Below are 26,209 nucleotides of genomic sequence, written 5' to 3'. Positions count from 1 at the left end.
GTGCCCGGGGAACTCCCGCACCGCCCGAGAGAACGCCCCGTCGAGCCGGGATGAGATGGCTCCTCGACGATCAGCGCGTCCACCGGCCCTGGGCGCCGGGCCACGCTCGCCGGCCCGAGGCCTTTCCGGCATGAGGTCAGGAGGGACCGGCGTGGTGGTCCAGGAGGCGGGCGAGCAACCGGACGAGCTGGTGGCGTTCGGACGGGCTCAGCGGCGCGAGCAGTTCGTCTTCCAGGACGTCCAGGGTCTCGTCCAGGAGGCTCAGGCGCCGACGGCCCCGTGTGGAGATCGTGATGACGTTGCGGCGCCGGTCCGCGGGATCGGGCGCCCGCTCGACCAGCCCACGCTCCGCGAGTTCGTTGAGCACGCCGACCATGTCGCTCCGGTGGATGCCGGAGCGGTTGCTCAGTTCGGCCTGGCTGCCGGGTCCGTACTCCTGCAGCGAGGCGAGCACGGCGTAGTGCCACTTGCGTGCATCCACCCGCACCAGCCCGTCGTTGATCAGCCGGTCCGACCGTCCGGTCAGCTGCGACAGCAAGCGGCTCGGGCGACGGCGCAGCCGTTCGGGCGTTCTGGGAGAGCCGCCGTCGGGGCTGTCCACCCATTCTGTTCCGTCGGATCCGTCCATGACGTCCACTCTCCTTGCGTCGGGCCGACCGGCACTGTACGTTCGCTCGCACCAAAACGTTAGTGCCACAAACGTTAGCTCCATGAACGATAGCGCCGCGAACGGTAGCGCCATGACCGTCAACGGCGAACTCCAGGAAGGAAGAGCCGCCATTCCCAGCAAGACCGTGCAGATCTCCACCGCGGACGGTGTGGCCGACGCCTTCGCCGTCCATCCCGAAAACGGCGACCGGCACCCAGGGGTGCTGATGTACGCGGACGCCTTCGGCATCCGTCCCGTACTGCGGGAGATGGCCCGCGAACTGGCCGGGCACGGCTACTACGTGCTCGTCCCCAACTTCTTCTACCGGCACGGGCCGACACCGGTCGTCGATCTCCCCGATCACATCGGAGAAGAGGACCGACCCGCGCTCATCGGCCGGCTGATGCCCTTGATCGAGGCCCACACCGCCGAACGCGTCGTGCACGACGCCGACGCCTACCTCACGTTCCTCTCGGCCCAGCCCGAGGTGGAGGCCGGACCGGTCGCGGTGACCGGTTACTGCATCGGCGGCCTCCTGGCGACCCGTACCGCCGCGGCCCGCCCCGCCCAGGTGGCCGCCCTCGCCGCGTTCCACGCCCCCGTCTCCGCCGACGGGCCCGACAGCCTGCGCCGCCTCACCGCCGAGGTGCACTTCGGCCACGCGGCGACGGACATCACGCCCGAGGCGCTGGGCGAGCTCAACGGGTTCCTGGACACCGCGGGCGTCGGCTACACCTCCGAGATCTACCCCGGCACCGTCCACGGCTTCACCATGTCCGACACCGACGCCTTCGACCCGGCCGGACTCCAGCGCCACTGGGACCGCCTGCTTCCCCTGCTCGCCCGCACCCTGACGGACGCCTGAGGACCGGAGGGCCCTCGGCGCCCCCGCTCGTCGCGCCCGGATCCCCGTGGACCGCGCCTGCTCGGCACCCGGCTACGCCCTCGACCGTGGCCGGACTGAACCCCTCTTCCTCGTCCTCCCCCTGAGCCAGGAGTCCGGGTGAGTTCTGCGCGGCCGGCGGGCCGGGCCAGCCGTCAGGTCTGTGCCATGTCCACGAAACGGGAGTAGTGGCCCTGGAACGCCACGGTGATGGTGGCCGTCGGGCCGTTACGGTGCTTGCCGACGATGATGTCCGCCTCGCCCGCGCGCGGTGACTCCTTCTCGTACGCGTCCTCGCGGTGCAGCAGGATGACCATGTCGGCGTCCTGCTCGATGGAACCGGACTCACGCAGGTCGGACACCATCGGCTTCTTGTCCGTGCGCTGCTCGGGACCACGGTTCAGCTGCGAGAGCGCGATCACCGGGACTTCCAGCTCCTTGGCCAGCAGCTTGAGGTTTCGGGACATGTCCGAGACCTCCTGCTGACGGCTCTCGGAACGCTTCGATCCACCGGCCTGCATCAGCTGCAGATAGTCGATGATCACGAGCTTGATGTCATTGCGCTGCTTGAGCCGACGGCACTTCGCGCGGATCTCCATCATCGACAGGTTGGGGGAGTCGTCGATGTACAGCGGAGCGGCCGAGACCTCGGGCATCCGTCGGGCGAGCCGCGTCCAGTCCTCGTCCGTCATCGTGCCGGACCGCATGTGGTGCAGGGCCACCCGTGCTTCGGCCGACAGCAGACGCATCGCGATCTCGTTGCGCCCCATTTCGAGGGAGAAGATGACGCTGGGCAGGTTGTTCTTGATCGACGCGGCGCGCGCGAAGTCCAGCGCCAGCGTGGACTTGCCCATGGCGGGGCGGGCCGCGATGACGATCATCTGGCCGGGGTGCATGCCGTTCGTCAGGGCGTCGAGGTCCGTGAAGCCCGTCGGCACCCCGGTCATCTCGCCGCTGCGCGACCCGATGGCCTCGATCTCGTCGAGCGCACCCTCCATGATGTCGCCGAGGGGGAGGTAGTCCTCACTGGTGCGCTGCTCGGTTACCGCGTAGATCTCGGCCTGCGCGGAGTTGACGATCTCGTCGACGTCCCCGTCGGCCGCGTATCCCATCTGCGTGATCTTCGTGCCCGCCTCGACCAGCCGCCGGAGCACCGCCCGCTCGTGGACGATCTCCGCGTAGTACGAGGCGTTGGCCGCGGTGGGCACGGACTGCACCAGGGTGTGCAGATACGGTGCGCCGCCGACCTTGGTGATCTCTCCGCGCTTGACCAGCTCGGCGGCGACCGTGATCGGGTCGGCCGGCTCGCCCTTGGCGTAGAGGTCGAGGATCGCCGTGTAGACGGTCTCGTGGGCGGGGCGGTAGAAGTCGTGCCCCTTGATGATCTCCACGACGTCCGCGATGGCGTCCTTGGACAGCAGCATGCCGCCGAGAACGGACTGCTCGGCGTCGAGATCCTGGGGCGGCACCCGCTCGAACCCGGGGGAGCCGCCTTCCCAGGCCTCGTCCGAGCCGCGGTCGTGGCGGTCCTCACGGCCCTTGCGGTCCCCGCGACGCTGGCGGGAGACGGGCAGACGGTCCCCGGGACCGGTCTCGGTCCAGGGGTCGTCCAAAGGCTCGGGAATGCTCACCGGGCCGCCTCCTCACGTCCGCATCGCGGACCTAGCCGTGCCACTCTTTCTTACGGCACGGCACCGACAAACAAGTCGCCCGACTCCACTTCCGGCGCATCTGGTTCGGTGGGATTCCGGTGCCGGAACGGAGTGCGGGCGCCGCACCACGGTAGGCCCCTCCGCACCGTCAGCCAATCTGGTTATCCACAGGGCATGTGGACGACGGACCAGATGCTGTGGAGAACCCTGCCGAACCTGTGCACGGACCGGGGGACAGCACTGTGGACAAACTCATAGCGATAGCAGCGTGACCATCCTGACCTGCATCTTCTCCGTCCACTGACTGTGGGGGAGAAAAACTTTCGCCCTCATTTCAAGATCACCGCAAACGGCGCGGCAAGGAACGTCCCGCCGGTCCACAAGTAAGGGCCGTAGGTCGATTGCATCTCTTACCTGTGGAAGATTAGATTGACCCTCATGACCAAGGCCCCCGCGACACCGAAGAACGGCCGCCGACGGCACGACCGCGAGATCATCGCCCTTGCCGTCCCGGCGTTCGGCGCACTCGTCGCCGAGCCCCTGTTCGTGATGGTCGACAGCGCCGTCGTCGGCCACCTCGGCACCCCGCAACTGGCCGGCCTCGGCATCGCCGCAGCCCTCCTGATGACGGCCGTGAGCATCTTCGTCTTCCTCGCCTACGCGACCACGGCGGCCGTCGCCCGCCGCGTGGGAGCGGGCGATCTCCCCGCCGCCATCCGCCAGGGCATGGACGGCATCTGGCTCGCCCTGCTGCTCGGAGCGGCCGTCGTCGCCCTCGCGATCCCGACGGCCCCATGGCTCGTCGACGTCTTCGGCGCGTCCGACACCGCGACTCCGTACGCCATCACGTATCTGAGGATCTCCATCCTCGGCATTCCGGCCATGCTCGTCGTGCTCGCCGCCACCGGTGTACTGCGCGGCCTCCAGGACACCCGCACCCCGCTGTACGTCGCCATCGGCGGTTTCACGGTGAACGCCGCCCTCAATGTGACCCTCGTCTACGGAGCCGGGCTCGGCATCGCAGGTTCCGCCTGGGGAACGGTGATCGCCCAGGTTGGTATGGCCGCCGCCTATCTCATCGTGGTCATCCGCGGAGCCCGAAGGCACAACGCCTCTCTGCGCCCCGACGCGGCCGGCATCAGGGCCAGCGCACGGGCCGGCGTGCCTCTGCTCATCCGGACCCTGTCCCTGCGGGCCGTCCTGATGATCGCCACCGCCGTCGCCGCCCGGCTCGGAGACGTCGACATCGCCGCGCACCAGATCATCCTCTCCCTCTGGAGTCTGACCGCCTTCGCGCTCGACGCCATCGCCATCGCCGGGCAGGCGATCATCGGCCGCTATCTGGGGGCGGACGACGAGAAGGGCGCGCGCGAGGCCTGCCGCCGCATGGTCGAGTGGGGTATCGGTTGCGGCATCGTGCTCGGCGTCCTGATCGTGCTCGCCCGGCCTCTGTTCATCCCGCTCTTCACCAGCGACCCCTCGGTGAAGGACACCCTGCTCCCCGCGCTCCTGGTCGTGGCGGTCTCCCAGCCGATCGCCGGTGTGGTCTTCGTCCTGGACGGCGTCCTGATGGGAGCCGGCGACGGCCGCTATCTCGCCTGGGCGATGCTGGTGACGCTCGCCGTCTTCGCGCCCGTCGCGCTCCTGGTGCCCTCTCTCGGCGGCGGGCTCACCGCGCTCTGGTGGGCGATGACGCTGATGATGGCCGTCCGCCTCGTCACACTCTGGCTGCGTACCCGTTCGGGCCGGTGGATCGTCACCGGAGCCACGCGCTGATCCCTACGCTTCGCGGCCTGTTTCACGTGAAACAGGCCGCCGGTGTTTCACGTGAAACACCGCGTATCACAGAAGACAGAAAGGGCCGCACCCCATGGGGTGCGGCCCTTCACTGACTCAGCTGAGCTCTGCCCTTAGGCAGCAACGACCTCGACGCCGAGCTTCGCTGCGACCTCGGGGTGCAGACGGACGGACACCTGGTGTCCGCCGAGCGTCTTGATCGGCGAACCGAGCTCGACGCGACGCTTGTCGACGTCGGGACCACCGGCAGCCTTGATCGCCGCAGCGACGTCGGCCGGGGTGACCGAGCCGAAGAGACGGCCGGCGTCGCCGGAGCGAACAGCCAGACGAACCTTCACGCCCTCGAGCTTGGCCTTGATCTCGTTGGCCTGCTCGATCGTCGCGATCTCGTGGATCTTGCGGGCGCGGCGGATCTGCGCCACGTCCTTCTCGCCGCCCTTGGTCCAGCGAATGGCGAAGCCACGCGGAACCAGGTAGTTACGGGCGTACCCGTCCTTGACGTCGACGACGTCGCCGGCGGTGCCGAGGCCGGAGACCTCGTGGGTGAGGATGATCTTCATGCTCTTGTCACCCTTCCCTTATCGCGCGGTGGACGTGTAGGGCAGCAGCGCCATCTCACGGCTGTTCTTCACAGCCGTGGCGACGTCACGCTGGTGCTGCGTGCAGTTGCCGGTGACGCGGCGGGCACGGATCTTGCCGCGGTCGGAAATGAACTTCCGCAGCATGTTCGTGTCCTTGTAGTCCACGTACTGGGTCTTGTCCTTGCAGAACGCGCAGACCTTCTTCTTAGGCTTGCGCACAGGCGGCTTCGCCATGGTGTTTCTCCTGTGTGATCAAGAAGTGGGGGTACGAGCAGCCCTAGAAGGGAGGCTCGTCCGAGTAGCCGCCGCCAGAGGCACCGCCGGAACCGCCGGAACCGCCGGAGCTTCCGCCCCAACCGCCTCCGCCGCCCTGCTGTCCCCCGCCGCCCTGGCCGCCTGCCGGCGCGCCGGTCGCCCACGGGTCGTCGGCGGACGCACCGCCGCCGCCCTGCTGGCCACCGCCACCGGGACCGCCGCCCCAGTTGCCGCCGCCCTGCTGGCCGCCGCCGTATCCACCCTGGCCGCCCTGACCACCGCGACCGGTGGTCTTGGTGACCTTGGCCGTGGCGTTCTTGAGGCTGGGGCCGACTTCCTCGACGTCCAGCTCGTAGACCGTGCGCTTGACGCCCTCACGGTCCTCGTAGGACCGCTGCTTCAGTCGGCCCTGCACGACGACGCGCATGCCTCGCTGAAGCGACTCCGCGACGTTCTCCGCCGCCTGACGCCAGACCGAGCAGGTGAGGAACAGGCCTTCGCCGTCCTTCCACTCATTGGTCTGCCGGTCGAAGATGCGGGGAGTGGACGCGACACGGAACTTCGCGACCGCCGCACCGGACGGGGTGAAGCGCAGCTCGGGGTCGTCGACGAGATTGCCGACGACCGTGATGACGGTCTCGCCTGCCATGGGTGAACCTCTCGGCGGGGATTGCTTCTGGCTGCTTGCTGCTACTCGGACCCGAAAACCGCTGAGCTAGAAGCTCAGTGGATCTCGGGACGGAGGACCTTGGTCCGGAGGACCGACTCGTTCAGGTTCATCTGGCGGTCGAGCTCCTTGACGACCGCAGGCTCGGCCTGCAGGTCGATGACCGAGTAGATGCCCTCGGGCTTCTTCTTGATCTCGTAGGCGAGCCGACGACGGCCCCAGGTGTCGACCTTCTCCACCTTTCCGTCGCCCTCACGGACGACGGAGAGGAAGTTCTCGATCAGCGGGGAGACTGCTCGCTCCTCGAGATCGGGGTCGAGGATGACCATCACCTCGTAGTGACGCATGTGGAACCCACCTCCTTTGGACTCAGCGGCCACGGTCGTTCCGTGGCAGGAGGGTCGTGATGCGTGTTGCAACGGCGTTCCCGAGGAGAACACCCAGCACTGACAACCCGCTCCCGAACGATCCCGGAGGGGGGTTCGGGGGAGGCTCGCCGTGCTGGCCTGGGCAGACACCGGTGCAGACCGTACAGACTACCCGTAGACCGGCTTCCGGTTGAAATCAGGAGCTCAGAGGGCACAATCGAGACAGATGCGGTGTGAGAGGCGCTACACCCGCCGCGGTGAGCAGGGCGCTGGATCCGCCGCCCATCCGTCCGGCCAGGAGGTACTCCATGGCACAGACCATCCGCCCCGCCGGCTCCCGGTCCCCGACCGGCCGCCGCGCCACCGGTTCACTCTTCGCGACGGACGGCAGGCCGCATCCCGTCCAGGATGTCCTGATGGTGGTGACCGGGGTGCTCGGCGTCCTCGCGTTCGTCACGGCGATGTTCCACCATCTGCATCTGATCAGCTCCTGGGCGGGGCTCATCGGGATCCTGACCGGCGCCTACGGCCAGTACATCTCGAAGACCACCTGGGAGCGGTTCGGCCTGATCATGGGCATCGGGGCCTCTGCGCTCGGCTTCTACCTCGGCATGGCCCACGGCGGTCTCTTCGGCGGCGTGATCACCTGACCGGAGCACCCGGCCGGAACACCCGGCCGGTGCGGGCGCCCAGGCGCCCGCACCGGCCCGGCGTATGTTCCGGCCCCCGGGGCCAGGCCGGGCGCCCCTCGGTCACAGTAGGCTTCGGCGCGAGAGCCGGAGCCCCTGACCGATGGGGACACACCTGCCGAGGAGCGCCCCGCATGAGCCTGACCCTGAGGACCATCAGCCGAGAGCAGCATCTGGCGTACATCCAGAGCCTGCCCTCGGCCAGTCACTGCCAGGTCCCGGCGTGGGCTGACGTGAAGACCGAGTGGCGCTCGGAGAGCCTGGGCTGGTTCGACAAGAACGGCGAGATCGTCGGCGCCGGCCTCGTCCTGTACCGCCAGCTGCCCAAGATCAAGCGCTACCTCGCGTACCTCCCCGAGGGCCCGGTCATCAACTGGTACGCGCCGAACCTGGACGACTGGCTCCAGCCGATGCTCGCGCACCTCAAGCAGCAGGGTGCCTTCTCCGTGAAGATGGGGCCGCCGGTGGTCATCCGCCGCTGGAACTCGGCGGCCATCAAGTCCGGCATCCAGGACCCCGACGTGAAGCGCCTGCGTGACGTCGAGGCCACGCACATCGAGCCGCGCGCCTTCGAGGTCTCCGACCGGCTGCGGAAGATGGGCTGGCAGCAGGGCGAGGACGGCGGCGCCGGATTCGGTGACGTACAGCCCCGCTACGTCTTCCAGGTACCGCTGGCCAATCGTTCGCTCGAGGACGTCCTCAAGGGCTTCAACCAGCTGTGGCGCCGCAACATCAAGAAGGCCGACAAGGCCGGCGTCGAGGTCGTCCAGGGCGGCTACGAGGACCTGGCCGAATGGCAGCGGCTCTACGAGATCACCGCCGTGCGCGACCGCTTCCGGCCGCGCCCGCTCTCGTACTTCCAGCGCATGTGGACCGTCCTCAACTCCGAGGACCCCAACCGGATGCGCCTCTACTTCGCCCGGCACAACGGCGTGAACCTCTCCGCGGCCACGATGCTCGTCGTCGGCGGCCACGTCTGGTACTCCTACGGCGCCTCCGACAACATCGGGCGCGAGGTCCGGCCGTCGAACGCGATGCAGTGGCGCATGCTGCGCGACAGCTACGCGATGGGCGCGACCGTCTACGACCTGCGCGGGATCAGCGACTCGCTGGACGAGACCGACCATCTCTTCGGCCTGATCCAGTTCAAGGTCGGCACCGGCGGCGAGGCCGTCGAGTACGTCGGCGAGTGGGACTTCCCGCTCAACAAGCTGCTCCACAAGGCGCTCGACATCTATATGTCGCGCCGCTGATCCGCTTCACTGCACCTCTGGGCCGCACACATCTCGGCACACACCGTTCGTTCCTGATTCACCGCAGCCACCAGAAAGGTTCCGGGCCGGCCATGGCGCTCTCCCTCTACGTCGACACCGCGCGCTGGCGGGCGCACCAGAAGTCCGTGATCGACCAGTTCCCCGGTCTCGTACCCGTCTGCAAGGGCAACGGCTACGGCTTTGGTCACGAGCGCCTCGCCGACGAGACGATCCGCTTCGGATCCGACACTCTCGCCGTCGGGACGACCTACGAGGCGGCCCGGATCAAGGACTGGTTCAGCGGCGACCTGCTCGTCCTGACCCCGTTCCGGCGCGGTGAGGAGCCCGTGCCCCTGCCGGACCGGGTCATCCGGTCCGTCTCCTCCGTCGACGGGGTGCACGCCCTGGTGGGCGCCCGGGTCGTCATCGAGTGCATGAGTTCGATGAAGCGCCACGGCGTCAAGGAGGAGGAACTCGGGCAGCTGCACGCGGCAATCGAGGACGTACGGCTCGAAGGCTTCGCCCTGCACCTGCCGCTGGACCGCACCGACGGCTCCGACGCCGTCGAGGAGGTCATCGGCTGGATGGACCGGCTGCGCGCGGCCCGGCTGCCGCTGCACACCATGTTCGTCAGCCATCTGCGCGCCGAGGAGCTGGCCCGGCTCCAGCAGCAGTTCCCCCAGACCCGGTTCCGCGCCCGCATCGGCACCCGGCTCTGGCTCGGCGACCACGAGGCCACCGAGTACCGGGGGGCCGTCCTGGACGTCACCCCCGTCGTCAAGGGCGACCGGTTCGGCTACCGCCAGCAGAAGGCCGCCTCCGACGGCTGGCTGGTCGTCGTGGCCGGCGGCACGTCCCACGGGGTCGGCCTGGAGGCGCCCAAGGCGCTGCACGGCGTCATGCCGCGGGCCAAGGGCGTAGCCCGCGCGGGGCTGGCCACGGTCAACCGCAACCTGTCGCCGTTCGTCTGGGCGGGCAAGCAGCGGTGGTTCGCCGAGCCGCCGCACATGCAGGTATCGATCCTGTTCGTGCCCTCCGACGCCCAGGAGCCGCGGGTCGGTGACGAGCTGGTCGCGCACCTGCGCCACACCACCACGCAGTACGACCGGCTCGTCGACCGCTGAACCCGCCCGGGCGCGGCCTGAACGGCCGCGCCGGGCCCCGGGTCAGCCGTCCCGGGTGGGTGCGGCGCCCCACTCCACCGGGGGCCCCGTGACCGTCAGGGCCCTGTGTCCGGACGGACGAGGATCGGGCGCCAGCACGAACGCGTCCGGAGCACCGTCGAGCACACCGCCCGACGGGTCGTCCGAGCCGTCCCCGCGCACCGGGTCCTTCTCCGGCTGAAGGATGTCCCGGACGATCAGCGCGCACAGGTACAGCGTGCCCAGCAGATGCAGGGCGATCGCGACCTGATAGCCCTCCTGGGGCAGCCCCTGGTGCTTGTCCCCGCCACTGGTGTGGGCGAGGTAGAACCAGATCCCGAAGAAGTACATGACCTCGCAGGCCTGCCAGATGAGGAAGTCGCGCCAGCGGGGCCGGGCCAGGACGGCCAGCGGGATCAACCAGAGCACGTACTGCGGTGAGTAGACCTTGTTCGTCAGGATGAACGCGGCCACCACCAGGAACGCCAGTTGGGCGAAGCGCGGCCGGCGGGCAGCGGAGAGCGCCAGGCCCGCGATGCCCGCGCAGAACACGACCATCAGGACGACCGACGCGGTGTTGACCGTCTCCACGTCGATGGGCTTGCCGGTGCGCTGGGTGATGATCAGCCAGAACGAACCGAAGTCGATGGGCCGCTCCTGGCTGAACGTGTAGAACTTCCGCCACCCCTCGGGGGCGAAGAGCATCACCGGCAGATTCACCACCAGCCAGGACGCTCCCGCGCCCAGCAGCGCCGTCCCGAACTCACGCCACCGGCCCGCCCGCCAGCAGAGCACCAGCAGCGGGCCGAGCAGCAGGACGGGGTAGAGCTTGGCCGCGGTCGCCAGGCCGATGAGGATGCCGAACGCGAGCACCCGGCCCCGGGACCACATGAGCATCGCCGCGGCCGTCAGCGCGACGGCCAGCAGGTCCCAGTTGATGGTCGCGGTGAGGACGAACGCGGGGGCCAGCGCGACCAGGAGACCGTCCCAGGGGCGACGGCGGTGCGTGCGGACGGTGCACACGGCGACGACGACCGCGCAGATCATCAGCATGCCCGCGTTGACCATCCAGTACATCTGCTCACGCTGCTGGATGGGGTCGCTGTCCGGCGTCAGCGTCAGCCAGGACGCCACCTGCATGAACACCCCGGTCAGCACCGGGTACTCCAGGTACTGCATATCGCCGCTCAGCCGGTCGAAGTACGGCACGAGGCCGTCGGCGAACCCGCGCCCCATGAAGAGGTGCGGAATGTCGGAGTAGCAGGCGTGGGTGTACTGCGAGGTGGCCCCGCGGAACCAGGCCCATTCGTAACAGGGGATCTTCTGCACCATGCCGAGGGCGAACATCCCGATCATGACCAGCGCGACGACACGCACAGGCGTGAGCGGGCCGTCGCCGAGCCGTGCCCAGCGCCCCACCCGGCCACCGAACAGCTCGCTGCCGGCCGCCGCGAGCTCGTCCTGATCGGTGGGCCGCACGACGGGCCGCTCCTGGTGCACGCTCGTGTCTTCTGCGCTGGGGCTTGGCATGCCGCACATCCTGCCGTACCGGGCTGTGCACGGGGGTAAGGACCGCCCGGGGGCACGGGCGCAGATCCGGGATGCCGTGTGCCGCCGCCGACACAGCGGCGAGGGCCGCCGTACCCGGACGGGTACGGCGGCCCTCGCCGCTGTGTCGGTCGGCCCCGAGGTCTCGGCCGGGGCGCCCGGCTATCCGTTGTTGCCCCAGATGGAGCCGGTTCCGCCCGGGTTGCCGTTGGCTCCCTGAGCTCCGCCGTTGTCGGCGCCGTCGGTCGTTCCGGTGTTGTCGCCCCCGTCGGTCGTTCCGGTGTTGTCGCCCCCGCCATCCGCTCCGGTGTTGGCGCCTCCGCCATCCGCCCCGGCGTTCGCCCCGCCGTTGGCCTCCTGGCAGTTCGGGTCCCAGATGCTGCAGGTCCTGCTCGGCGACGGCGTCGGACTGGGGGTGGTCTGGGTCGGCTTCGGGGACGGCGGCGGCTCCTCCTCCTCCTCGGAGGGCGTGGGCGAAGGCGTGGGGCTGGGCGTCGGGCTGGGGCTCTCCGCGCCACCGCCCCACACCTTTTTGCCCAGCTCCTTCGGTTCCGGGAAGGAGATGACCTTCTTGCCCTTCATCGCGCCGGTCATGTAGTCGTGCCAGATGGAGGCCGGGAACGAGTTTCCGTGGATCTTTTCCTCGCCACCGGTGCCGAACATCTTCAAGAACTCGCGCTCTTTGTTCGTCTCGTCGTCGTCGAGCCGGAACATGCTGATGGCGGTCGAGATCTGCGGCGTGTACCCGACGAACCAGGCGGACCGGTTGCCGTCCGTCGTACCGGTCTTGCCCGCGGCTTCACGGCCCTCGAGGCGGGCGGGCTCGCCCGTTCCCTTCTCCACGACGTTCTTCAGCACGTCGGTCACGTTGTCCGCGATGGCCGGGCTGAAGGCACGCTTGGGCCTCTTCTTGTGCTGGAAGACGACCTCGCCCCCCTTCTTCACCTCGGTCACCGAGTACGTGTCGTTCTGCTGACCACTCGTGGCGAAGGTGGCGTAGGAGCCAGCCATCCGGATGGCGCTGGGCGACGAGGTGCCGATGGAGAACGAGGGAACGCTGGAGTCCGCCATGAAGGTGTCGTCCTTCAGACCGGAGGCGACGGCGACGTCCTTGACCTTGTCCGTACCGACGTCCATACCAAGCTGCACGAACGGGGAGTTGGCGGACTTCTCCATGGCCGTCCGCAGGTCGATGTCTCCGTAGTCACGGTTGCCGTCGTTGGTCTGGCGCCATTCCTTGTCGTCCTCGTTCAGCCAGATCTTGCCGGTGTAGTCCCTGATCCGCAGGCCGTCGTCGCCGTTGTACATGCTCTCCGGCGATACCTGGGTGCGCTCGGAGTTGCTTTGGTCCGGCCCGCCGGACGGGTTACGCACGCCGTACTGCATGCCCGCGGCCAGGACGAACGGCTTCCACGTCGAACCGACCTGGGCACCGGTGGCGTCCGCGTTGTTCGTGAAGTGCGTGGTGGCGTTCTGGCCGCCGTACGTCGCGATGATGGCGCCGGTCTTCGCGTCGACGGACGCACCGCCGAACTCGACGTGCGTGTCCGTCTTGGGGCGGTCCTTGGGCCGGATCTTGGCCTTGTAGACCTTGTTCACCGCTGCCTCGAGCTCCTGCACCCTCTTCTTCTGGAAGGTGGTGTGGATCTCGTAGCCGCCCAGTTCGAGCTTCTTGGCGTCGATGTTCTGGTCGTTGTTGGCAAGGAAGTACTTCTTGGAGAGCTCCACCAGGTAGCCGGTCTGGCCGCCCAGCTTGGCGTCCTTCTTCTTCGGCAGCGGCATGGGGAACTCCGTGTACTTGGCGCGCTCCTCCGCTGTCATGCGCCCGTCCTTGACCTGCTCGTCAAGGATCCACTTCCAACGGTCCTTGGCCCGCTCGGTGTTCTTCTCCGGGGTCGCGTTGTCCCTGTCGATGTCGGTGGCGCCGGCGGGGTCGTAGTAGCTGGCGCCCTTGAGGAGGGTGGCCAGAAAGGCGCACTCGCTCGCGTTCAGTTCGCCGGCGTCCTTGTTGTAGTAGGTGCGGGCCGCCGCCTGCAGCCCCGAGGCGCCACGCCCGTAGTAGGAGACGTTGAGGTAGCCCGCCATCACCTCTTCCTTGCTGTCCTCACCGGCGACCTTGAGCGTGATGAAGAGTTCCTGGAACTTCCGCTTGAGCGTCTGGTCCTGGGTGAGCATGGAGTTCTTCACGTACTGCTGGGTGATGGTCGAGCCGCCCTGGGTCTCGCCGCCCGTGGCCATGTTCAGCAGCGCGCGGCCGATGCCCACCGGGTCGATGCCCTTGTCCGTCTCGAAGCTCTTGTTCTCGGCCGAGATGACGGCGTTGCGCATCTCCTCCGGGATCTGCTCGTACTTGAGTTCCTGGCGGTTGACCACACCACCGGTCGCCACCATCTGCGTGCCGTCGGCCCAGTAGTAGACGTTGTTCTGCGCCCTGGCCGCTTCGTTGATGACCGGCTTGGACACCAGGGCGTACGAGATACCCCCGACGCCCATCAGCACGCCGAGGAACCCCAGACAGAGCCCCGACACCAGCTTCCACGAGGGCACCCAACGGCGGAACCCGTACCTGCCGTGGCGCGGGTAGTCGATGATGCGCTTCTTGCCGGGGCCACCGTGGTCGTGCCCCCGGCCCCCCGGACCGTCGGAACCACCGCCACCGCGGCGTCGGCCACCGCCGCCCGCGCCGTGGCCCCCGGCGTCGGCACCCCGGCGCCGACCACCCTTCTGGGCCGCGCGGCGGGCCTCGGCGCGGCTGCCGTACTGGCGCTCGTCACCGTGCGACTCGGACGGTGATTCGGAAGGTGATGCGGACGTGGCCCTGCGTGACGGGACTGCTCGGCGTCCGGTCGGCTGCTGGGCGGCTCGTCTGGCCGCTGCACGCCCGCCACCCTGTGGCTGAGACGTTTTGCGACGGTGCTCGCTCATGGAACGACTACTCCTCGGGCAGGCGAGAGCGCCTGGAAGCGGCAGTTGAGATCCGGTCCCCCCGAATTACGGACAAGCCACTGCGGAAGGCTCATCCGCAGTACATCCGGCAGTCCGCGATGACTGACGCGCGAAAGCGCCTCGCGGTTCCCGGTGGTCTGCATGCCGCACAGACTACGCACGGTCAAAACCCGCCTAGGGCCGAACTTCACCCCAAACAACGCAAGTCGAACCCTGCGAATTGATGATGTGACGCCGTTCACGAAGGTCACCCTTGTCGAACAGGTCGGAGCGATCTATCGTGCTGATGTATCGAGTCGATACATCAGCACGGCATAAGTACGCCGCCGGTTCCGGTGGACCGTGCCGACCGACGCAGCGGGAGAAGGGGGAGGCACCGGTGAGCAGACGCTCCGGCATCCTCGAGTTCGCTGTTCTCGGCCTGCTCCGCGAATCACCGATGCACGGCTATGAGCTGCGCAAACGCCTCAACACCTCGCTGGGGATCTTCCGTGCGTTCAGCTACGGAACTCTCTATCCCTGCCTCAAGACGCTGGTAGCCAGCGGCTGGTTGATCGAGGAGCCCGCCGGTGATCCGGCGGACACCGGGCCGGTCACCGGACGCCCGGCCGCCGCGTCCCCCTCGCTGACGGGACGCCGGGCGAAGATCGTCTACCGGCTGACGGCAGAAGGTAAGGAGCACTTCGAGGAGCTGCTGTCGCACACCGGTCCGGACGCCTGGGAGGACGAGCACTTCGCAGCGCGCTTCGCCTTCTTCGGGCAGACCGAGCGCGAGGTGCGGATGCGGGTGCTCGAAGGCCGGCGCAGTCGGCTGGAGGAGCGCCTGGAGAAGATGCGCGCCTCTCTCGCCCGCACCCGTGAACGACTCGACGACTACACACTTGAGCTGCAGCGACACGGCATGGAGTCCGTGGAGCGCGAAGTGCGCTGGCTGAACGAGCTCATCGAGAGCGAGCGGTCGGGACGGGATCAGCGACGATCCTCGCCCGAAGGCTCTGCTCAGCAGGACACACCTGGAGAGACGGGCGGCCTGCCCCGGTACCGGGACGACACCCGGCCGGATCCGTCCGACGACACCGCCAAGTGAAGTCATCGCACTCCGCGGCGACTTCATCGGAATCACCGATTACACAGGGAGCAACCGGAATGGGTTCGGTTCGCGTAGCCATCGTAGGCGTGGGCAACTGCGCCGCCTCGCTGGTGCAGGGCGTCGAGTACTACAAGGACGCCGATCCGGCCGGCAAGGTGCCCGGTCTGATGCACGTCCAGTTCGGCGAGTACCACGTCAGTGACGTCGAGTTCGTCGCCGCCTTCGACGTCGACGCGAAGAAGGTCGGCCTCGACCTCGCGGACGCCATCGGCGCCAGCGAGAACAACACCATCAAGATCGCGGACGTGCCGAACACGGGCGTGACCGTCCAGCGCGGCCACACCCACGACGGCCTGGGCAAGTACTACCGCGAGACGATCGAGGAGTCCGCGGACGCCCCGGTCGACGTCGTCCAGATCCTCAAGGACCAGCAGGTCGACGTTCTCGTCTGCTACCTGCCCGTCGGTTCCGAGGTCGCTGCGAAGTTCTACGCGCAGTGCGCCATCGACGCCAAGGTCGCGTTCGTCAACGCACTCCCGGTGTTCATCGCCGGCACCAAGGAGTGGGCGGACAAGTTCACCGAGGCCGGTGTCCCGATCGTCGGCGACGACATCAAGTCCCAGGTGGGCGCCACCATCACGCACCGCGTGATGGCGAAGCTCTTCGAGGACCGGGGCGTCATCCTGGACCGCACGATGCAGCTGAACGTCGGCGGCAACATGGACTTCAAGAACATGCTCGAGCGTGAGCGCCTGGAGTCCAAGAAGATCTCCAAGACTCAGGCCGTCACCTCGCAGATCCGTGACCGTGAGCTCGGTGCGGACAACGTCCACATCGGCCCCTCGGACTACGTGGCCTGGCTGGACGACCGCAAGTGGGCGTACGTACGCCTCGAGGGCCGCGCGTTCGGCGACGTTCCGCTGAACCTGGAGTACAAGCTCGAGGTGTGGGACTCCCCCAACTCGGCCGGTGTCATCATCGACGCCGTCCGTGCGGCGAAGATCGCCAAGGACCGCGGCATCGGTGGCCCGATCCTGTCGGCATCGAGCTACTTCATGAAGAGCCCGCCCGTGCAGTACTTCGACGACGAGGCGCGCGAGAACGTCGAGCGGTTCATCAACGGCGACACCGAGAGCTGAACCGGCCCTCTCGGCCGAGAAGCCTCACCGGAGCGCTGAGCGGAGACGCTCACCTCTTCCTGCCGCACGTCGGGGGTCCCCGGGCAATCCGCCCGCGGACCCCCGACGTGTGTGACGCTTGCTCCCATGTCTGTCGCGCGTGATCTGCGCACCCTGCTGCGTCTGCGGAACTTTCGCCGCCTGCTCACCGTGCGGCTGCTGTCCCAGTCCGCCGACGGCGTCTACCAGGTCGCCCTCGCCGCGTACGTCGTCTTCTCCCCCGAGAAGCAGACGTCGGCCGCCGCCATCGCTTCCGCGATGGCCGTGCTCCTCCTGCCCTACTCCCTGATCGGCCCCTTCGCGGGGGTTCTGCTGGACCGCTGGCCCCGGCGCCAGGTCTTCCTCTACGGGAACCTCCTGCGGGCCGCTCTGGCCTGCTCCACGGCCCTGCTGATTCTCGCTTCGGTGCCCGACTGGCTCTTCTACGTCTCGGCCCTCTGCGTCACCGCCGTCAACCGTTTCGTGCTGGCCGGCCTCTCCGCCGCCCTGCCCCGGGTGGTCGACACCGATCGCCTCGTCGTCGCCAACTCCCTGTCTCCCACCGCCGGCACGCTGGCGGCCACCGCGGGAGGCGGTCTCGCTTTCGCCGTACGGCTGGTGGCCGACGAGTCCGACGCGGCGGTCGTACTGCTGGGGTCAATGCTCTACCTGCTGTCCGCGTTGGCGTCCCTGAGCCTGCCCCGTGCCCTGCTGGGACCGGATACCGACGGGAGCCCCCTGCGGCTGCGGGCCGCTCTGGCCGTCACCGCGCGCGGGCTCGTCGCCGGGCTGCTCCATCTAGCGCAGCGGAGACACGCGGCCGGGGCGCTGGCCGCGATGACGGCGATCCGCTTCTGTTACGGCGCCCTCACCGTGACGGTGCTCATGCTGTGCCGCTACGCCTGGTCGGACACCGAGTCCGATGGTCTGGCCCTGCTCGGCCTGGCGGTCGGGGTGTCCGGTGCGGGATTCTTCTTCGCCGCCGTCCTCACCCCCTGGGCGGTGGGACAGCTCGGCCGGTACGGGTGGATCGTGGGCTGTGCCGGTGCGGCGGCGATCCTGGTACCCGCCCTGGGGCTCTCCTTCGCCCTCCTTCCGATGCTGATCGCCGCGTTCGTGCTCGGCGTCGTCACCCAGGGGTCGAAGATCGCGACCGACACGGTGGTGCAGACCTCGGTCGACGACTCCTTCCGCGGCCGGGTCTTCTCGCTCTACGACGTGCTCTTCAACGTCGCGTTCGTGAGCGCCGCAGGGGTGGCCGCTCTCATGCTCCCGCCGGACGGCAGATCGGTCGCCGTCGTGGTGGTCGTGTCGGTGCTGTACGCGGTGGTCGCGGTGACGATGTTCCGTCGGCGACGGATCGACGGTTACCGGTAGCCGGTCATGGATGTGGCGAGGGGCGGTGTTTCACGTGAAACACCGCCCCTCGCCACATCCGGCGGCTGATGTTTCACGTGAAACATCAGCCGCCGGGCTCAGTTCTGCCGCGCCCACCACTCCTTGAGCGCGGCCACAGCGGCGTCCCGCTCCATGGGTCCGTGCTCCAGACGCAGCTCCAGCAGGAACCCGTACGCCTTGCCGATCACCGGACCGGGACCGACGTCGAGGATCCGCATGATCTCGTTGCCGTCCAGGTCGGGGCGGATCGAGTCGAGCTCCTCCTGCTCCTGCAACTGAGCGATGCGCTCCTCCAGCCCGTCATAGGTGCGGGAGAGCGCGTTCGCCTTGCGCTTGTTCCGGGTCGTGCAGTCCGATCGAGTCAACTTGTGGAGGCGTTCGAGCAGCGGCCCCGCGTCGCGCACATACCGGCGTACCGCGGAATCGGTCCACTCACCGTCCCCGTACCCGTGGAAGCGCAGGTGCAGCTCCACCAGTTTCGACACGTCCTTGACCAGCTCGTTGGAGTACTTGAGCTCGGTCATGCGCTTCTTCGTCATCTTCGCGCCCACCACCTCGTGGTGGTGGAAGGAGACCCGGCCGTCCTTCTCGAAGCGGCGGGTCCTGGGCTTGCCGATGTCGTGGAGCAGCGCGGCCAGACGCAACACGAGGTCGGGTCCGCCCTCCTCCAGGTCGATGGCCTGCTCCAGGACGGTCAGCGAGTGCTCGTAGACGTCCTTGTGGCGGTGATGCTCGTCACTCTCCAGGCGCAGCGCGGGCAGCTCGGGCAGCACCTGTTCGGCCAGTCCCGTGTCGACCAGGAGCCCCAGACCCTTGCGCGGGTGCTGGGAGAGCAGCAGCTTGTTGAGTTCGTCGCGGACCCGCTCGGCGGAGACGATGCCGATCCGCGCGGCCATCTCCGTCATGGCGGTCACGACGTCGGGTGCGACCTCGAAGTCGAGCTGCGCGGCGAAGCGGGCAGCGCGGAGCATGCGCAATGGGTCGTCGGAGAAGGACGCCTCCGGTGTTCCCGGGGTGCGCAGTACCCGCTCGGCGAGGTCCTTCAGCCCCCCGTACGGATCGACGAACTCCTTCTGCGGCAGAGCCACGGCCATCGCGTTGACCGTGAAGTCACGGCGCACGAGGTCGTCCTCGATGGAGTCGCCGTAGGAGACCTCCGGCTTGCGCGAGGTCCGGTCGTAGGCCTCGGACCGGTAGGTCGTGACCTCGATCTGATAGCCGTCCTTCTGGGAACCGACGGTGCCGAAGGCGATCCCGACCTCCCACACCGAGTCGGCCCAGGGGCGGACGATCTTGAGCACGTCCTCGGGGCGGGCATCGGTGGTGAAGTCCAAGTCGTTCCCGAGCCTGCCCAGCAGGGCGTCGCGGACCGAGCCGCCGACCAGCGCGAGGCCGAATCCGGCCTCCTGGAATCGACGGGCGAGGTCGTCGGCGACCGGGGACACCCGCAGCAGCTCACTCACCGCACGGTGCTGCACCTGGCTCAGTGCACTGGCGTTCTCTTCGTTGGCGTTCGGCACAACAGAAAAGGGTACGTGCACGGACCGGCCGCGGCGTCATCGTTTACGGGGGCCCTGCGGGAGACCCGCGATCATGTGCGATGGACCCCAGCACTTCGGTCCGCCGCACCTCGTTACCATGCGGGGACGCAGGACCGAACGATCGACAGCATCTGATGACGACGAGGGACGGGTAGGCGCGTGGCCGAGGCGGCAGACTTCCAGGGGACTCGTCCCTCTCCTGCCCGCCGGTGGCTCCGGCGCACGGCCTCGGCGGTGCTCGGAGCACCGCTGCTGGCCGGCCTTCTGGCCGTTCCCGCGGCCGGTGCCGCCCCGGCCGTCGAGCCCGCCAAGGCCCCCACCGGCTCCCGTACGGTCGATGTGTCCCTGAACACGCTCTCTCCGAGCGTTCCGACGGAGGACGACACCCTGACCGTCTCCGGAACCCTCACCAACAAGGGCAAGGAGACGATCAGCAGCGCCGAGGTCGATCTGCGGGTCGGGCCCCGGCTCGCCGACCGCGGAGCGGTCGACGACGCCGCGAAGCGCTCGCCGTACGTTCCCGGCGTCGACCCGGTCACCGTCGGGGACAAATACACGGTGAAGTTCCCCAAGCTCGCCAAGGGGATCAGCCAGGACTTCACGCTCACCGTGCCCGTCGACAAGCTCGGCCTCGACGACCCGGGCGTCTACCAGCTCGGCGTCTCGGTCTCCGGCCGTACGACCACCACCCCCTACGAGCAGGTGCTGGGCATCGAGCGCTCGTTCCTGCCCTGGCAACCCGAGGCGAGGGACAGCAGGACAAAGCTCACCTTCCTGTGGCCGCTGATCGCGTCCCCCCACGTCACGGCTGAGACCCGCTCGGACGAACAGCAGACCCCCGTGTTCACCGACGACGACCTGGCCAAGGAGCTGGCGCCCGGTGGCCGGCTGGAGCAGCTGGTCTCCCTGGGCAGCCGGCTCCCCGTGACCTGGGTCGTCGACCCCGATCTCCTGGCGAGCGTCGCGGCGATGGCCGGGAAGTACGAGGTCGAGTCGGGTGACACGACCGTTCCGGGGAAGAACCAGGCCGTTGCCAAGCAGTGGCTCAGCGCGCTGGAGAAGGTGGTCGAGGACGGCAAGGTGATCGCGCTGCCGTTCGCCGACCCCGATCTGGCCTCCATCGCCCACCGCGGCAAGAACGTCTCCGGAACGCTCAGCCATCTGCAGAACGCCTCCGCCGTGGCCGCGACCACCGTGGAGACCATCCTCCATGTGAAACCGTCCACCGACTTCGCCTGGCCGATGAACGGCGCCGTGGACTCGTCCATCGTCGATGTGGCGACCTCGGCGGGGGCCCACAACGTGATCGCCCGCAGCGACAGCTTCCGGGAGACCACGAGACTGCCCTACACACCGACCGCGGCGCGGCCGATCGGCGGAGGCACCACCGCGGTCGTCGCGGACGCCCGGCTGTCGACCTTGTTCGACGGCGACATGTCGAGGGGCGGCTCCTCCACCCGCGCGGTGCAGAAGTTCCTCGCCCAGACCCTCGCACTGACCGAGCAGGCGCCGGACAACGAGCGCAGCATCGTCGTGGCCCCGCCGCGGATGCCCACCGTCGCACAGGCCCAGACGATGGCCCACGCGCTGGAGGGCCTGGCGGGCAACCGCTGGACGCAGCCCCTGGACCTCGTCGCCGCCGCCGAGGCGAAGCCCGACCCCAGGGCCACCACCAAGGTCCCCCGGGCCTCGGCGTACCCCAAGAAGCTCCGGGCCCAGGAACTGCCCACACAGGCGTTCCAGGACATCCGCACCACCCAGGGCTCGCTCGACAGCTTCGAGACGATCCTGACGCAGCCCGAGCGCGTGGTGACGCCCTTCGGCAACGCCGTCAACCGCTCGATGTCGACATCCTGGCGCGGCCGGTCGCTGGAGGCGCAGCAGTACCGGGACGCGGTCCGCGACTACCTGCAGAGCCTCACCTCCGAGGTACAGCTCATCGAGAAGTCCGACGTCACCCTCTCCGGGCGCAGCGCGACGATCCCGGTCACCGTGCAGAACAAGCTGGTGCAGGGAGTGGACCGGCTGGTTCTCCAGCTGACGTCGGACAACATCCGGCTCAAGTTCAACGACGACGGGAGCATGGCCGAGCTGCCGGTCAGCATCGCGGGCGGCCACAGCCAGTCGGTGAAGTTCGACACGGCGACCAGCGCCAACGGCCGCGCCCAGGTGACCGCCCGGCTGTACACGGAGGACGGCACCCAGTACGGCGAGGAGATGACCTTCACCGTGAAGGTCTCCGAGGTGACGCCCACCGTGCTGCTCGTCATCGCCGGCGGCCTGCTGCTCCTGGTGCTGGCGGGTATCAGGATGTACAGCCACCGCAAGCGCGCCGTGGCAAGCGACACGGCGGACGGCAACGGCGACGGACCCGAGCAGCCGAGTGACCCGACTCCGGACACCGGTCCGGAAAGCGGGGCGCCGTCGGGAACGGGTGAGAAAGTGGACCGTTGAGCGATGTCTGTCGTGGCCGGCCGGCCGGGGACGATGAGGTAGGGGTTTCGATGAACGCGCCGTACGACGGTGACCGCGGGCAGGGCGCGGGCGGAGCAGCGTCTCCGGACGGGCCTCCGGTTCCCCCGGGCGCGGGCCAGGACGGCTCCGTGCCGCCGGACCCGTACCTCCAGCACGCCTACGAGGACGACCCCTACAGGGCACAGGGCCTGGCCGCTCAGGACCCGGTGGGCGAGGCGCTCTACGACCGGGCCGCGCACCCGCCGCCGCCTCCTGGCACGTACCAGGAACCGGGGCCGCTCTACCAGCAGCCGCCCGCCGCCCCCTACGCCCCCGACCCGCGCATCTGGGCCCAGACCCCGCCCCCCGAGCCGGCGGGGCCCTCCCGGCACCTGCCGTACGGGGACCGCCCGGCGACCACGCAGTTCGTCGGCGTCGACGCGCTCGTCACCCAGGCGTCGGACGACCGGCAGGAGCCGGACGCCTTCGCCCATCTCTTCCGGGACCAGGAGGGATCGGGAAAGCCCCCGGTGCCGCCCCAGCCCGAACCCGCTCCCGCACCCGCTCCCGCCAAGGGCGGCGGTAAGGTCTCCGGACTCCTCAAGTCCAGCGCGGTCATGGCAGCCGGCACCCTCGTCTCCCGGCTCACCGGGTTCGTGCGGTCCCTGGTGATCACCGCCGCGCTCGGGGCCGTACTGCTCGGCGACAGCTTCACCATCGCGTACACCCTGCCGACGATGATCTACATCCTCACGGTCGGCGGCGGCCTGAACTCGGTCTTCGTCCCGCAGCTCGTCCGCGCGATGAAGAGCGACGAGGACGGCGGCGAAGCCTTCGCGAACCGACTGCTGACGCTGGTGATGGTCACGCTCGGTGCGATCGTCGCCGTCGCGGTGTTCGCCGCGCCGACGCTGATCCACATGCTGTCCCCCACGATCGCGAACAACGTCGCCGCCAACAGCGTCGCCGTCACCTTCGCCCGCTACTGCCTGCCGACCATCTTCTTCATGGGCGTGCACGTGGTGATGGGTCAGATCCTCAACGCCCGCGGCAAGTTCGGCGCGATGATGTGGACACCGGTCCTCAACAACATCGTCATGATCATCACGTTCGGGCTGTTCATCTGGGTCTACGGCACATCCGGTGAGTCGCAGATGGGTGTGGACACCATCCCGCCGGAGGGCGTCCGGCTGCTGGGTATCGGCACCCTGCTCGGCCTCGTCGTCCAGTCGCTGGCAATGATCCCGTACCTGCGCGAGACGGGTTTCCGCTTCCGCCCCCGGTTCGACTGGAAGGGCCACGGGCTCGGCAAGACCATCAAGCTGGCCAAGTGGACCGTGCTCTTCGTGCTCGCCAACCAGGCCGGTGTACTGGTCGTCACCCAGCTGTCCACGGCCGCCGGCGCGGCCTCGGGCCACGACGGCACCGGGTTCCTGGCCTACTCCAACGCCCAGTTGATCTGGGGCATGCCGCAGGCCATCATCACCGTCTCGGTCATGGCCGCGCTGCTTCCCCGTATCTCCCGGGCCGCCCATGACAACGACCCGGGCGCGGTCCGCGACGACATCTCACAGGGACTGCGCAACTCGGCCGTCGCCATCGTGCCGGTGGCCTTCGCCTTCCTCGCGCTCGGCCTGCCGATGGCCACCCTGCTGTACGCCTCCAGCGGCATCGAGGCCGCCCGCTCCATGGGTTTCATCCTCATGGCCTTCGCGCTCGGCCTGATCCCGTACTCCGTGCAGTACGTCGTGCTCCGAGGGTTTTACGCCTACGAGGACACCCGCACCCCCTTCTACAACACGGTCATCGTGGCGGCCGTCAACGCCGCCGCCTCCGCACTCTGTTACGTCGTCCTGCCCGCCCGCTGGGCCGTCGTCGGCATGGCCTTCTCCTACGGTCTGGCCTACGCGGTCGGCGTCGGTGTCGCCTGGCGCCGACTGCGCGACCGGCTGGGGGGCGACCTGGACGGCGCGCACATCGTGCGGACCTACGCGCGCCTCTGCATGGCCGCGGTGCCCGCCGCCCTGGTCGGCGGCGCCGTCGGATTCGGGATCCTGGAACTCGTCGGGCCCGGCGCCCTCGGCTCACTGGCCGCGCTGATCTGTGGCGGCGTCATCCTCCTGGGCCTCTTCTTCGTCGCGGCGAAGAAGATGCGCATCGAAGAGGTCAACGGCCTGGTCGGCATGGTCCGTGGACGGCTCGGACGCTGAATGAGCGCTTGCCCGCACAACCATCGCCGCACTCCGCGTGTCGTGCATAGCGCCGGAGTGTGGGCACAATTGGCGTGACTGTGCAGAGCTGGCTGGCATCGCGCAACGGATGGGGAGGCAGGAACGACGGTGGCGGAACGTAGCACGGCTGCCGTCGACGTGGCTGACAACAGCGGCGACGAGCCGCTGACCGCCAAGGCGGACGAGGCCACGACCGACGGGACGGCGCAAGCCGAGAAAACCGAGGGCGCGAGCCCCAAGGACACCGAGAAGACGGACGGTGGGCGGGAGCGTTCCGAGGCCGTTCCGCCCTCACCCGATCTGCACAGCGGTCACAAACTCGCCGGACGCTACCGCCTGGAGGAGTGCGTCACCCGCCTGGACGGCTTCAGCAGCTGGCGTGCCGTCGACGAGAAGCTCCGCCGCGCGGTGGGCGTACACCTGCTGCCCGCGGATCACCCGCGGGCCCGCTCGGTGCTGGCCGCCGCCCGCTCATCAGCTCTGCTCGGCGACCCCCGCTTCGTCCAGGTCCTGGACGCCGTCGAGGAGAACGACCTCGTCTACGTGGTCCACGAATGGCTGCCGGACGCCACCGAGCTCACCGCTCTGCTGGCCACCGGGCCCATGGAGGCCCACGACGCCTACCAGCTCGTCAGCCAGCTCTCCCAGGCGATGGCCGCCGCTCACCGCGAGGGCCTGTCCCATCTGCGCCTCACCCCCGGCGCGGTCCTGCGCAGCTCCACCGGGCAGTACCGCATCCGAGGCCTCGCCGTGAACGCCGCCCTGCGCGGCATCACCGCGGAGCGCCCCCTCCGGACGGACACGGAGGCCATCGGCGCCCTGCTGTACGCCGCACTGACGCACCGCTGGCCGTACGGGGACGACGCCCACGGTCTCGCCGGGCTGCCCAAGGGCATGGGGCTCATCGCCCCGGACCAGGTCCGGGCCGGCGTCCACCGCGGTCTCTCCGAACTCGCGATGCGGGCGCTCGCCAACGACGGTGCCACCGCCTCCCGGCAGGAACCGCCCTGCACCACCCCGGACGAGCTGGCCAAGGCCGTCGCGGCCATGCCGCGCATCCTTCCTCCGGAACCCACGTTCACCGCGCCGCCGGCCTACCAGCGCACGACCTATCAGCAGGGTACGTACGGACGGCCGTCCTCCCACCCGTCCACCGTCGCTCAGCCCGTGATGCCCGCCCCGCCGGCTCCCCTGCAGAGCCGTGCCGGCCGCGCCCTCAAGTGGACCGTCTCAGCGCTCCTCATCGCGGCACTGGGCCTCGGCAGCTGGCAGCTCGCGGAGGCGCTGCTCGACCGGAGGGGCAACGCGGAGGACGCCGTTCCCACACAGGGACCCTCCGAGCCGAACGATGACGGCAAGGGGAAAGCGGCCCTGAAGCCGTTGCCCATCGAGAACGCCGTCGAGTACTCCCCGGACGGAAAAGCGCAGGACCCCGGTGATGTCAGGCTGACCCATGACAGTGATGCCTCGACCTACTGGCGGTCCAAGACCTTCGTGGACGGGCCCCGGCTGGCCCCGTTCAAGCAAGGGGTCGGCATCATGTACGAGATCGAGGCAGGCCAGAAGGTCTCGTCAGCGACCATCGATCTCAAGTTCAGCGGTGAGCGCACCAAGGTAGCGCTGTACGCCGCCGATTCCCTCTCCACGTCCACGCCCCTGACCTCCATGGAGAAGATCGCCGAGACGGCGACCACGGGAACCAAGGCCACTCTTACGACGAAGGAGCCCGTGCCCACGCAGTTCATCCTCGTGTGGATCACGGAAGCGCCGAGGTCACCGGCAGATGCGTTCAGCACAGACGGTTACAAGCAGGGCGTGATCGACGTCGAGTTCACAGGGTGAACATCGACACCGATCTTTTCTGAGGGCTGTCCGTCGCCGCGGAGCATCAGCGCGAGGCAGGAGGTC

At 68.7% G+C, this 26,209-nt stretch carries 21 protein-coding genes; 12 read left to right on the top strand and 9 right to left on the bottom strand.

The annotated features are described in order from the left end of the window. Positions 1-136: 136 nt before the first annotated feature. Positions 137-628 carry a MarR family winged helix-turn-helix transcriptional regulator gene (locus tag ACH4RG_RS00900; protein ID WP_397918768.1) on the bottom strand — a complete coding sequence of 164 codons (492 nt, stop codon included), beginning with the start codon at positions 626-628 and terminating at the stop codon, positions 137-139. A 151-nt stretch (positions 629-779) separates the two neighbouring features. Here ACH4RG_RS00900 and ACH4RG_RS00895 point away from each other — a divergent pair, with 151 nt between their 5' ends. After that, complete coding sequence (locus ACH4RG_RS00895; protein ID WP_397930878.1) at positions 780-1,514, top strand: dienelactone hydrolase family protein; 735 nt, start codon at positions 780-782, stop codon at positions 1,512-1,514. 173 nt (positions 1,515-1,687) lie between these two features. On the opposite strand, the gene dnaB is transcribed toward ACH4RG_RS00895, so the two are convergent. Then, entirely contained in the window at positions 1,688-3,163 is a 1,476-nt protein-coding gene (dnaB, locus tag ACH4RG_RS00890; protein WP_026290418.1) for a replicative DNA helicase, read from the bottom strand. Positions 3,164-3,622: 459 nt separating this feature from the next. Here dnaB and ACH4RG_RS00885 point away from each other — a divergent pair, with 459 nt between their 5' ends. Continuing rightward, complete coding sequence (locus ACH4RG_RS00885; RefSeq protein WP_398538886.1) at positions 3,623-4,960, top strand: MATE family efflux transporter; 1,338 nt, start codon at positions 3,623-3,625, stop codon at positions 4,958-4,960. A 134-nt stretch (positions 4,961-5,094) separates the two neighbouring features. On the opposite strand, the gene rplI is transcribed toward ACH4RG_RS00885, so the two are convergent. The 4 genes from rplI to rpsF all read right to left on the bottom strand — a co-directional run bounded on the left by rplI (position 5,095) and on the right by rpsF (position 6,831). Further along, positions 5,095-5,541: a 50S ribosomal protein L9 gene (rplI, locus tag ACH4RG_RS00880; protein ID WP_003967856.1), complete on the bottom strand. Its 447-nt coding sequence runs from the start codon at positions 5,539-5,541 to the stop codon at positions 5,095-5,097. Positions 5,542-5,559: 18 nt separating this feature from the next. Then, positions 5,560-5,796, bottom strand: a complete 237-nt coding sequence (rpsR, locus tag ACH4RG_RS00875; protein WP_003967857.1) for a 30S ribosomal protein S18 — start codon at positions 5,794-5,796, stop codon at positions 5,560-5,562. A 43-nt stretch (positions 5,797-5,839) separates the two neighbouring features. Continuing rightward, the gene (locus ACH4RG_RS00870) at positions 5,840-6,466 is read right to left on the bottom strand and encodes a single-stranded DNA-binding protein (RefSeq protein ID WP_381969115.1); all 627 of its coding nucleotides are present in this window, start codon (positions 6,464-6,466) and stop codon (positions 5,840-5,842) included. 74 nt (positions 6,467-6,540) lie between these two features. Further along, a complete protein-coding gene (rpsF, locus tag ACH4RG_RS00865) occupies positions 6,541-6,831 on the bottom strand; it encodes a 30S ribosomal protein S6 (RefSeq protein WP_018957345.1) in 291 nt (96 codons plus the stop codon). A gap of 329 nt (positions 6,832-7,160) precedes the next feature. Between rpsF and ACH4RG_RS00860 the strand changes: the two genes are divergently transcribed. The 3 genes from ACH4RG_RS00860 to ACH4RG_RS00850 all read left to right on the top strand — a co-directional run bounded on the left by ACH4RG_RS00860 (position 7,161) and on the right by ACH4RG_RS00850 (position 9,918). After that, positions 7,161-7,502, top strand: a complete 342-nt coding sequence (locus ACH4RG_RS00860) for a hypothetical protein (protein WP_397918772.1) — start codon at positions 7,161-7,163, stop codon at positions 7,500-7,502. Positions 7,503-7,675: 173 nt separating this feature from the next. Next, positions 7,676-8,794 carry a lipid II:glycine glycyltransferase FemX gene (locus ACH4RG_RS00855; RefSeq protein ID WP_397918773.1) on the top strand — a complete coding sequence of 373 codons (1,119 nt, stop codon included), beginning with the start codon at positions 7,676-7,678 and terminating at the stop codon, positions 8,792-8,794. Between the two features lie 92 nt (positions 8,795-8,886). After that, positions 8,887-9,918: an alanine racemase gene (locus ACH4RG_RS00850; RefSeq protein ID WP_003967862.1), complete on the top strand. Its 1,032-nt coding sequence runs from the start codon at positions 8,887-8,889 to the stop codon at positions 9,916-9,918. A gap of 42 nt (positions 9,919-9,960) precedes the next feature. Here ACH4RG_RS00850 and ACH4RG_RS00845 read toward each other — a convergent pair whose 3' ends face one another. Together ACH4RG_RS00845 and ACH4RG_RS00840 are read right to left on the bottom strand one after the other, a co-directional pair. Next, positions 9,961-11,475, bottom strand: coding sequence for a glycosyltransferase family 87 protein (locus ACH4RG_RS00845; RefSeq protein WP_398538885.1), 1,515 nt, complete (start codon positions 11,473-11,475; stop codon positions 9,961-9,963). 171 nt (positions 11,476-11,646) lie between these two features. Continuing rightward, complete coding sequence (locus tag ACH4RG_RS00840) at positions 11,647-14,076, bottom strand: transglycosylase domain-containing protein (protein WP_397919292.1); 2,430 nt, start codon at positions 14,074-14,076, stop codon at positions 11,647-11,649. 27 nt (positions 14,077-14,103) lie between these two features. On the opposite strand from ACH4RG_RS00840, the gene ACH4RG_RS00835 reads away from it, so the two are divergent. From ACH4RG_RS00835 to ACH4RG_RS00820, 4 genes are all read left to right on the top strand, one after another. Continuing rightward, the gene (locus tag ACH4RG_RS00835) at positions 14,104-14,277 is read left to right on the top strand and encodes a hypothetical protein (RefSeq protein WP_397919318.1); all 174 of its coding nucleotides are present in this window, start codon (positions 14,104-14,106) and stop codon (positions 14,275-14,277) included. Between the two features lie 532 nt (positions 14,278-14,809). Further along, on the top strand, positions 14,810-15,517 hold the full coding sequence (locus ACH4RG_RS00830; protein WP_398538884.1) for a helix-turn-helix transcriptional regulator: 708 nt from the start codon (positions 14,810-14,812) through the stop codon (positions 15,515-15,517). A 59-nt stretch (positions 15,518-15,576) separates the two neighbouring features. After that, positions 15,577-16,659: an inositol-3-phosphate synthase gene (locus ACH4RG_RS00825; protein WP_397918779.1), complete on the top strand. Its 1,083-nt coding sequence runs from the start codon at positions 15,577-15,579 to the stop codon at positions 16,657-16,659. 126 nt (positions 16,660-16,785) lie between these two features. Further along, positions 16,786-18,054: an MFS transporter gene (locus ACH4RG_RS00820; RefSeq protein ID WP_397918781.1), complete on the top strand. Its 1,269-nt coding sequence runs from the start codon at positions 16,786-16,788 to the stop codon at positions 18,052-18,054. A 98-nt stretch (positions 18,055-18,152) separates the two neighbouring features. On the opposite strand, the gene ACH4RG_RS00815 is transcribed toward ACH4RG_RS00820, so the two are convergent. Beyond that, positions 18,153-19,595: a CCA tRNA nucleotidyltransferase gene (locus tag ACH4RG_RS00815; RefSeq protein ID WP_018957335.1), complete on the bottom strand. Its 1,443-nt coding sequence runs from the start codon at positions 19,593-19,595 to the stop codon at positions 18,153-18,155. 180 nt (positions 19,596-19,775) lie between these two features. Between ACH4RG_RS00815 and ACH4RG_RS00810 the strand changes: the two genes are divergently transcribed. The 3 genes from ACH4RG_RS00810 (at position 19,776) to ACH4RG_RS00800 (ending at position 26,143) form a co-directional block, all read left to right on the top strand. Continuing rightward, positions 19,776-22,070, top strand: a complete 2,295-nt coding sequence (locus ACH4RG_RS00810) for a DUF6049 family protein (RefSeq protein WP_398538883.1) — start codon at positions 19,776-19,778, stop codon at positions 22,068-22,070. A 50-nt stretch (positions 22,071-22,120) separates the two neighbouring features. Further along, positions 22,121-24,280 carry a murein biosynthesis integral membrane protein MurJ gene (gene murJ, locus ACH4RG_RS00805; protein WP_397918787.1) on the top strand — a complete coding sequence of 720 codons (2,160 nt, stop codon included), beginning with the start codon at positions 22,121-22,123 and terminating at the stop codon, positions 24,278-24,280. A 129-nt stretch (positions 24,281-24,409) separates the two neighbouring features. Then, positions 24,410-26,143 carry a serine/threonine protein kinase gene (locus tag ACH4RG_RS00800; protein ID WP_397918789.1) on the top strand — a complete coding sequence of 578 codons (1,734 nt, stop codon included), beginning with the start codon at positions 24,410-24,412 and terminating at the stop codon, positions 26,141-26,143. Positions 26,144-26,209 lie beyond the last annotated feature (66 nt).

Origin of the sequence: Streptomyces sp. NPDC021019, assembly GCF_044333295.1 — a bacterium.
Classification (GTDB): domain Bacteria; phylum Actinomycetota; class Actinomycetes; order Streptomycetales; family Streptomycetaceae; genus Streptomyces.
This window is presented reverse-complemented; position numbering and strand designations above follow the sequence as displayed.